This is a genomic window from Stenotrophomonas sp. YJH_SMC_105-26 (assembly GCF_059368915.1).
This window is the reverse complement of sequence record NZ_JCAFSD010000002.1, coordinates 619,897-627,639: the sequence shown is the minus strand read 5'-3', so window position 1 is coordinate 627,639 and position 7,743 is coordinate 619,897. Positions and strand designations below refer to the sequence as shown.

Annotated in this window: 10 protein-coding genes; 1 reads left to right on the top strand and 9 read right to left on the bottom strand. The window is 67.4% G+C overall.

The genetic code is table 11. The features are described 5' to 3' along the window. Positions 1–123: 123 nt before the first annotated feature. Genes AC5P7F_RS09890 through surE form a run of 4 tightly spaced genes read right to left on the bottom strand, consistent with a single transcriptional unit; the run spans position 124 to position 2,992 of the window. On the bottom strand, positions 124–909 hold the full coding sequence (locus AC5P7F_RS09890; protein WP_164077621.1) for a peptidoglycan DD-metalloendopeptidase family protein: 786 nt from the start codon (positions 907–909) through the stop codon (positions 124–126). Next, entirely contained in the window at positions 906–1,520 is a 615-nt protein-coding gene (locus AC5P7F_RS09885; protein WP_014646707.1) for a YqaA family protein, read from the bottom strand. The genes AC5P7F_RS09890 and AC5P7F_RS09885 overlap by 4 nt, the downstream gene beginning before the upstream one ends. A gap of 18 nt (positions 1,521–1,538) precedes the next feature. Continuing rightward, a complete protein-coding gene (locus tag AC5P7F_RS09880) occupies positions 1,539–2,216 on the bottom strand; it encodes a protein-L-isoaspartate(D-aspartate) O-methyltransferase (RefSeq protein WP_014646706.1) in 678 nt (225 codons plus the stop codon). Next, positions 2,213–2,992, bottom strand: coding sequence for a 5'/3'-nucleotidase SurE (gene surE, locus AC5P7F_RS09875; RefSeq protein WP_032959183.1), 780 nt, complete (start codon positions 2,990–2,992; stop codon positions 2,213–2,215). The genes AC5P7F_RS09880 and surE overlap by 4 nt, the downstream gene beginning before the upstream one ends. A gap of 209 nt (positions 2,993–3,201) precedes the next feature. Between surE and AC5P7F_RS09870 the strand changes: the two genes are divergently transcribed. Further along, complete coding sequence (locus tag AC5P7F_RS09870; protein WP_164077622.1) at positions 3,202–3,741, top strand: Smr/MutS family protein; 540 nt, start codon at positions 3,202–3,204, stop codon at positions 3,739–3,741. Between the two features lie 70 nt (positions 3,742–3,811). On the opposite strand, the gene truD is transcribed toward AC5P7F_RS09870, so the two are convergent. The 5 genes from truD to eno are packed head-to-tail and all read right to left on the bottom strand — an operon-like array spanning position 3,812 to position 7,717. Next, positions 3,812–4,843: a tRNA pseudouridine(13) synthase TruD gene (gene truD, locus AC5P7F_RS09865; protein ID WP_164077623.1), complete on the bottom strand. Its 1,032-nt coding sequence runs from the start codon at positions 4,841–4,843 to the stop codon at positions 3,812–3,814. Continuing rightward, positions 4,840–5,337 (bottom strand): 2-C-methyl-D-erythritol 2,4-cyclodiphosphate synthase, encoded by a 498-nt coding sequence (ispF, locus tag AC5P7F_RS09860; RefSeq protein ID WP_014646702.1) that lies wholly within the window; start codon positions 5,335–5,337, stop codon positions 4,840–4,842. Before ispF ends, truD begins: the two co-directional genes overlap by 4 nt. A gap of 34 nt (positions 5,338–5,371) precedes the next feature. Further along, positions 5,372–6,070, bottom strand: coding sequence for a 2-C-methyl-D-erythritol 4-phosphate cytidylyltransferase (gene ispD, locus AC5P7F_RS09855; RefSeq protein ID WP_049405812.1), 699 nt, complete (start codon positions 6,068–6,070; stop codon positions 5,372–5,374). Then, positions 6,067–6,420, bottom strand: a complete 354-nt coding sequence (gene ftsB, locus AC5P7F_RS09850; protein ID WP_005412924.1) for a cell division protein FtsB — start codon at positions 6,418–6,420, stop codon at positions 6,067–6,069. Before ftsB ends, ispD begins: the two co-directional genes overlap by 4 nt. 4 nt (positions 6,421–6,424) lie before the next feature. Then, on the bottom strand, positions 6,425–7,717 hold the full coding sequence (gene eno / locus AC5P7F_RS09845) for a phosphopyruvate hydratase (protein WP_014646700.1): 1,293 nt from the start codon (positions 7,715–7,717) through the stop codon (positions 6,425–6,427). Positions 7,718–7,743 lie beyond the last annotated feature (26 nt).

The window sequence follows — 7,743 nt, the reverse complement described above, 5'->3', positions numbered from 1 at the left end:
GGTCGACCGGCTTGCCGTTGTAGCGGGTGAGCCGGCGGTGTTTGCGGCCCATGGGCCGCACCGTCGGCGAACGCCCGGCGCGCTGCGCCGGGCCGGGGATCCGCCCGGATTATGAATCGACGATCAGCGCGCCGGCAGGTACTGCTGCGGGTCGACCGGCTTGCCGTTGTAGCGGATCTCGAAGTGGACCATGTCGCGGTTCGCACCGGTGCGGCCCATCTCGGCGATCTGCTCACCGGCCTTCACGCTCTGCCCTTCATTCACCAGGCGCTTGCGGTTGTGGCCATAGGCCGACAGCCACTGGTCGCTGTGCTTGATGATGATCAGCTCGCCGTAGCCGACCAGGCCGGCGCCGGAGTACACCACCACACCGTTGGCGGTGGCCTTGACCGGCTGGCCGCTGGTACCGGCGATGTCCACGCCCTGCTTGGTCGCATCGCCGGCAACGTAGCGGCCGACGATCGCGCCATCGGCCGGCCAGCGCCAGGCGATGTTGCTCTTCACCGGACCGGCCGGCGTCGGAGTTGGCGCCGTGCTGCCGGCGCTGCTGCCACCCGAGCGCGGCGCGGTGACCACCGTGGTCGGCGCGCGGCCGCCGCTGGCACCGGCCGGATACAGCCGGATCACCTGCCCCGGATGGATGGTCGAGGGGTTGTCCAGGCTGTTCCAGGCAATCAGGTCGGCCGGGGTGATGTCATGGATGCGGGCCAGCGCATAGATGGTGTCGCCCTTGCGCACCACCACGGTCTGCCCGGGCTTGGGCACCGAGGTCTTCGGCGTGGTCACGCCACCACCGGTGCTGCCACCACCAGGACGAACCACAGTGGCGGTGCCGCAGGCGGCCAGGGTGGAAACCAGCAACGCCAGCGCGCCGATGCGCACTCCCTTGCTCAGACGATCAGGACTCATGCGAACTTCGACCTCCATACAAGCCAGGCGATCAGCACCACCACCAACGCGGTGGCGATCCAGCCCAGCGGTTCAATCCAGCGACGCAGTGCCGCTTCAGCACGCGCACCACCGATACGGATGACCGCAGCCAGCACGAACACGCGCTTGCCGCGACCGATCAGCATGCTCAACAGGTACTGCGGCATCGGTACGCCGACGATACCCGATGCCCACGTGAAGACCTTCATCGGGATGGGCATGAAGCCGCCCAGCACCAGGAAGGTGAACACCGCCCACGGCGATTCGGCCATCTTCGCCTGCACGGTGGTGATGCCCTGCTCGATCGCCGGCAGCATGCCCAGCACTTCAAACAGCGGCTTGATCGCCTCGAAAGCGTAGTGACCCAGCGCGTAGCCGACCAGCGCACCGACCATCGAGCCGGCCAGGCTGAGGGTGGCAAACCACCAGCCGCGCTTGGGCTGGGCCACGCACATCGGCGCCAGCATCACCTCCGGCATCACCGGGAAGATGATCGCCTCGAAGAAGCTCAACACCGTCAGGTAGGTCGGCGCGCGTTCGTGCGCCGCCCACTTCATCGCCCGCTCGTACAGCGGCCCGAAAATCTTCATGCAACCCTGCTCCGTGGATTAGTCGAGCATGCCAGACAGCAGCGGCACGAACGTGACCGGCGCCAGCACGTGTTGTTCGATGCTGCCGTCGGCCTTGCGGTCCAGCTGTACCAGCGACTGCGCCCCAGGGCCACCGACCGGCGCCACCAGGCGGCCGCCTTCGGCCAGCTGCTCGATCAGGGCGTCGACCAGTGCCGGCGCCGCCGCAGTGACCACGATGGCATCGAACGGGCCGTGCTCGGCCCAGCCGACGCGGCCGTCGTCGTGCTTGGTGCGGATGTTCATGCCCAGCGCACGGAAGCGCTTGCGGGCCTGGCGCAGCAGATCACCAATGCGCTCCACGGTGTAGACCTCCAGGCCCAACGCGCCAAGGATGGCGGCCTGGTAACCGGAACCGGTGCCGACTTCCAGCACCCGCTTCGGCGAGACCTGCAGCACTGCCTCGGTCATCCGCGCAACCACCCAGGGCTGCGAGATGGTCTGGCCATGGCCGATCGGCAGCGCGGTGTCTTCATAGGCACGCGAGGCCAGGGCTTCATCGATGAACAGATGGCGCGGCACCACCCGGATCGCGTTCAAGGTCGGCTCGTCGACGATGCCGGCTTCGCGCAGGCGGTCGACCAGGCGGTCACGCACGCGCTGCGAGGTCATGCCGATACCGACGGCTTCCGGCTGCAATCGCAGGCGTGGGCTCATGCCGGCTGGTCCAGCGCGGCGCTGAGGCCGCCGACCCAGCTGGCGACCTTCTCCAGCGCCTGGTAGCGGGTGAGGTCGACCTGGATCGGGGTGATCGAGATGTGGCCGGTGCGCACCGCGTGGAAATCGGTACCGGGACCGGAATCCTGCTCACGGCCGGCAGGGCCGATCCAGTACACCTCGTTGCCGCGCGGATCCTTCTGCGCGATGCAGCCTTCGGCACGATGGCGGTTGCCGAGGCGGGTGACCTCGAAGCCCTTGACCTCGCTCCACGGCAGGTCCGGCACGTTGACGTTGAGGATGGTGTCGGCCGGCAGCGGATCGGCCTTGAGCCGGGCGACAATCTCCACCGCAGCACGCGCGGCGGTCTCGAAGTGCTTCGGATCGTGGTTGCGGCTGACCAGCGAGACCGCCACCGCCGGCAGGCCGAGGAAGCGACCTTCCATCGCCGCCGAGACGGTGCCGGAATAGATCACGTCGTCGCCGAGATTGGCGGCGTTGTTGATGCCGGACACGACAATGTCAGGCTCGAATTCAAGCAGGCCGGTCAGCGCCAGGTGCACGCAGTCGGTGGGCGTACCGGCCACCGAAACGGTGTAATGGTCGATGCGCTTGAGCCGGATCGGCAGGTCCAGGGTCAGCGAGTTGCTGGCGCCGGAGCGATCGCGGTCGGGCGCAACCACCGTGACTTCGTGACCGGCCTCGCGCAGGACCGCGGCAAGCATCCGGATGCCTGCGGCGTCGACACCATCGTCATTGCTGACCAGGATTCGCATCTTCGATTTAACCGCTTGATTTTCCAAGAATTCGATTCCATCACCGTGCAGTGTGGGCGGGACCGTCGCGCTCCCCTGCGGAAGCGGTCGACCCTGCAAGGGCATCGTCTATTGTGCCGCATGCGGGCCGCCGGTCCTACCCTGTCAGCGGTCACGGCCGACATCGAACCGTCATAGGCAGACCTGCGCCGGCGGTTTACCCTGTGCGCATGTCGCACCCTGATGACGAAGATCCGGCCGCCTTGTTCCGTGCGGCCATCGGCGAAGTGAAGCCGCTGCGCAAGGATGCCGAGCCGACACCTGCCGCGCCCCGGCCGAAACCGCGCGCGCGCATGGCCGAACGTGACGAGGCCGAAGCGGCCGGCGAGTTCGCCCGGCTGCTGCGCGACAGTGCGCCACTGGAAGCCGGCGACGTGGCCAGCTATCGCCGCGACAACCTGCCACCACGCCTGTTCCAGCGCCTCAAGCGCGGCCAGTACTCGGTGCAGGACGAACTGGATCTGCACGGCGCCACCGCCGCACAGGCCGAAGCCCTGCTGCGCCAGTTCCTGCTGGAAGCGCATGCACACGAGTACGGCTGCGTGCGCATCATCCACGGCAAGGGACTGCAGTCCGATGGCGGCGCACCGGTGCTGAAGAACCTGGTCGATCGCCTGCTGCGGCTGCGCAACGACGTGCTGGCATTCCATTCGGCACCGACCGGACAAGGCGGCACCGGCGCGGTACTGGTGCTGCTGGCGCGGCGTTGAAAAGGGGACGGAGGGAATTAAGTCGTTTGTGCCACAAACGACTTAATTCCCTCCGTCCCCTTTTTTTCTGTCAGGCCTGCGAGGCGTCTTCGACGGGGCCGAGTTCGTGCAGCACGGCGGTGGCGTAGCAGCCTGGCGGCAACGCGAACGACAGTTCCAGCACGTCGTCGGCCAGCCACTGGTGCTGCAGCAGCGCCGGACGCAGGCGCAACGCGCGGCGCTCCTGCTTCAGGCGCGCGTCTTCCAGGCCGGTCCGCAGTGCCTTCGACTCGTCGTCGTCCAGCGCGGCCAGCTCCAGCTCACGCGCAGCGTCGGTGCTGCGCAGCTCGCCTTCGCCCCACAACGGCGCGCTGGGATGGATGTCGAAACGCGCCAGCCGCTCGGCCAGCACATCCGTGTACGGCTCGGGGCCGAACACGCTGCGACTGCCATCGAGCATCCAGACTTCGCCATCGAGCGGCTGGTCCCAGCTGCCCTGCTCCACGCGCGCGGCCAGCACGCGGTTGAACAGCGCCGAACGGGCTGCAGAGAGCAGCAGCGAACGCTGGTCCTTGCGCATGCGGCGGCCACCGAACATCGCCAGTGCAGCCGGCACGTTGCCACCGTCGCGGCCGAAACGCTGTTCACCAAACCAGTTCGGCAGGCCGCGCGCGGCAATCTGCTGCAGGCGCTCGCTGATCGCGGCGGCATCGCCCTGCACCTCGCGCAGCACCAGCTTGAAGCGGTTGCCGGCCAGTGCGCCGCGCTGCAGCTTGCGGTTGTGCCAGGTTGCCTCGATGACTTCGATTTCGTCACTGGCCAACTCGGCCAGGTCCGGCGCAATGCGCTTGGGCAGGTGCACGCTGAAACGCTGGGTGGTGACCGCGTGACGGTCTTTCATGCCGGCGTAACTCACCGCCATTTCCGGCAGGCCCGCCCATTTTGCCAGCACCTTGGCCACATGCACGGTGTTGGCGCCGCGCTTGCGGATGTGCAGCAGCAGATGCTCGCCTTCACCGCTCGCCTCGAACGCCGGCAGTTCATCCACCTGGAAATCGTCCGGCGTGGTGCGGATGCGCGCCGTCAACAACGGCGCACCAAACGCCAACGGCAGCGGGATCATGCCGCCACCAGCAACACGACCGCCTGCGCGGCGATGCCTTCACCACGGCCGGTGAAGCCCAGCTTCTCCGAGGTGGTGGCCTTGACGCTGACCGCGTCCAGCGGCAGCTGCAGCAACCCACCGATGCGCTCACGCATGGCCAGCGCATGCGGGCCGACCTTCGGACGCTCGCAGATCACGGTGATGTCGGTGTTGCCGACGCGCCAGCCGCGCTCGCGCAGCAGGCTGTCGCAGTGGCGCACGAACTCGCTGCTGTCGGCGCCCTTCCAGCGGTCGTCACTCGGCGGGAAATGCTGGCCGATGTCACCCAGCGCCAGCGCGCCGAGCATCGCATCGCACAGGGCGTGCAGGATCACGTCGCCGTCGCTGTGTGCAAGCACGCCGCAGCTGTGCGGCACGTTCACTCCGCCAAGCATGATGTGGTCGCCTTCACCGAAGGCATGGACGTCGTAGCCCTGGCCGATGCGGACGGGCGGGAACGGTGCGGTGCTCATGGATGCAACCCTTGCTGCAGGGCCGCGCGGACGGTCAGCCGGCGCGGCGGGAAAGTACGAATTCAAACCGGTCCAGATCGGCCGGGGTGGTGACCTTGAAGTTGTCCTCGCTGCCTTCCACCAGCAGCGGGCGCTGGCCCTGGCGCTCCATGGCCATGGCCTCATCGGTGACTTCAACACCGGCGGCGGCGGCTTCGGACAGCGCGCGGCTGAGCTGGTGGCGGCGGAACAGTTGTGGTGTCAGTGCGCGCCACAGCCGCTCGCGCGGCTCGGTGCCATCGATGCCACCGTCGTCGCCCGCACGCTTGAGGGTGTCGCGTACCGGTGCGGCCAGGATCGCCCCGACCGGATCGGCACGACCGACTTCAAGCAGGCGGCCGAGATCGACCAGGGACAGGTTCGGCCGCGCGGCATCGTGGACCAGCACGAATTCATCAGCGCGCACCGTCTCCGGCAGCGCCTGCAGGCCAGCCAGCACCGAAGCGGCACGGGTCGCGCCACCGATGCAGGTCAGCACCGGCTTGCCCGCCCACTCGTTCCAGCCGGGCCAGTCGGCGTCGTCCGGGCCGATCACTACCATTGCCCCGGCTACGGCCGGATGCGCCAGCAGGGCGTCCAGGGTATGGGCGAGCAGGATCTGCCCGCCCGCCTGCAGGTACTGCTTGGGCAACGGCGCGCCAAAGCGGGTGCCACGGCCAGCAGCCGGAACCACGACCCAGATCGCCGCACTCATGGCACGTCCGCCGGGTGGTCGCCAACCTGCGCACTGACACCTGCCGCAGGCTGCGCCGGGTGGACCGGCGCATCCTCGACCACGCGATAGAACTTCTCGCCGGGCTTGATCATGCCCAGCTCGCTGCGCGCGCGTTCCTCGATGGCGGACTGGCCTTCCTTGAGGTCCTTCACTTCCGCAGCGAGCGCATCATTGCGCTGCTGCAGGCCCTCATTGTCCCGCTCCTGGTTGGCGACCTGGGCTTCGAGCATCATCACTTCACCCGAATTGCCCGGACCAAACCAGAAGCGGTACTGCAGCCAGCCCAGCAACAGGGCCAGCACCAGCAGCATCCAGCGCCAGTCGCGCATCGGCTCAGCGCTTCAGCGAAACGAACGCGTCACGACCGGCGTAACGCGCGCCGGCGCCGAGGGCTTCCTCGATGCGCAGCAGCTGGTTGTACTTGGCCACGCGATCGCTGCGGCACAGCGAACCGGTCTTGATCTGGGTGGCGGTTGTGGCCACTGCGATGTCGGCGATGGTGGTGTCTTCGGTTTCGCCCGAACGGTGCGAGACCACGGCGGCGTAGCCGGCACGATCGGCCATGGCGATCGCTTCCAGGGTTTCGCTGAGGGTGCCGATCTGGTTGACCTTGATCAGGATCGCGTTGGCGGTGCCCGAGTCGATGCCTTCCTGGAAGATCTTCGGGTTGGTCACGAACAGGTCGTCGCCAACCAGCTGCACCTTCTTGCCGATGCGGTCGGTCAGCAGCTTCCAGCCGGCCCAGTCGTTCTCTGCCAGGCCATCTTCAATCGTGATGATCGGGTACTGCGCGGCCCAGTCGGCGAGGAAGTCGACGAACTGCTCGGAGGTCAGGCGCTTGTTCTCGCCGACCAGGTTGTACTTGCCGTTCTCGAAGAACTCGCTGGAGGCCACGTCCAGGCCCAGCAGCACGTCTTCACCGGCGGTGTAGCCCGCCTTGCCGATCGCTTCGAGAATGGTGTCCAGCGCTTCGACGTTGCTGCGGAAGTCCGGCGCGAAGCCACCTTCGTCGCCGACCGCGGTGCTCAGGCCGTGGCCCTTCAGCACCGACTTCAGCGAATGGAAGATTTCGGTACCGGCACGCAGCGCTTCGGAGAACGAGGTGAAGCCGACCGGCAGCACCATGAACTCCTGGAAGTCGACGTTGTTGTCGGCATGCGCGCCGCCATTGATGATGTTCATCATCGGCACCGGCAGCGCCGGGGTCACGCCGGTCCTGGCAGCCAGGTACTGCCACAGTGCCTGCTTGTTCGATGCAGCGGCGGCATGCGCGGCGGCCATCGAAACACCCAGCAGCGCGTTGGCACCCAGGCGGCCCTTGTTCTCGGTGCCGTCCAGATCGATCAGGCGACGGTCGAGGCCGGCCTGGTCGGTGGCCTCAAAGCCCTTCAGCGCGGCGGCAATCGTGGTGTTGACGTTGTCGACGGCCTTGCGCACGCCCTTGCCCAGATAACGGGTCTTGTCACCGTCACGCAGCTCGACCGCTTCCTTGGTGCCGGTCGAGGCGCCGGAGGGAACCGCGGCACGACCGAACGAACCGTCCTCCAGGATGACTTCGGCTTCCAGCGTGGGGTTGCCACGGCTGTCAAGGATTTCACGGGCGTGGATGCTGCGGATCGTACTCATGGTCGGGCCGGTTACCTGTCTGGAGA

Excerpts from the sequence above, each read along its gene's own strand:
- AC5P7F_RS09890 (WP_164077621.1), bottom strand. The coding sequence starts at position 909 with ATGAGTCCTGATCGTCTGAGCAAGGGAGTGCGCATCGGCGCGCTGGCG.
- AC5P7F_RS09885 (WP_014646707.1), bottom strand. The coding sequence starts at position 1,520 with ATGAAGATTTTCGGGCCGCTGTACGAGCGGGCGATGAAGTGGGCGGCG.
- AC5P7F_RS09880 (WP_014646706.1), bottom strand. The coding sequence starts at position 2,216 with ATGAGCCCACGCCTGCGATTGCAGCCGGAAGCCGTCGGTATCGGCATG.
- surE (WP_032959183.1), bottom strand. The coding sequence starts at position 2,992 with ATGCGAATCCTGGTCAGCAATGACGATGGTGTCGACGCCGCAGGCATC.
- AC5P7F_RS09870 (WP_164077622.1), top strand. The coding sequence starts at position 3,202 with ATGTCGCACCCTGATGACGAAGATCCGGCCGCCTTGTTCCGTGCGGCC.
- truD (WP_164077623.1), bottom strand. The coding sequence starts at position 4,843 with ATGATCCCGCTGCCGTTGGCGTTTGGTGCGCCGTTGTTGACGGCGCGC.
- ispF (WP_014646702.1), bottom strand. The coding sequence starts at position 5,337 with ATGAGCACCGCACCGTTCCCGCCCGTCCGCATCGGCCAGGGCTACGAC.
- ispD (WP_049405812.1), bottom strand. The coding sequence starts at position 6,070 with ATGAGTGCGGCGATCTGGGTCGTGGTTCCGGCTGCTGGCCGTGGCACC.
- ftsB (WP_005412924.1), bottom strand. The coding sequence starts at position 6,420 with ATGCGCGACTGGCGCTGGATGCTGCTGGTGCTGGCCCTGTTGCTGGGC.
- eno (WP_014646700.1), bottom strand. The coding sequence starts at position 7,717 with ATGAGTACGATCCGCAGCATCCACGCCCGTGAAATCCTTGACAGCCGT.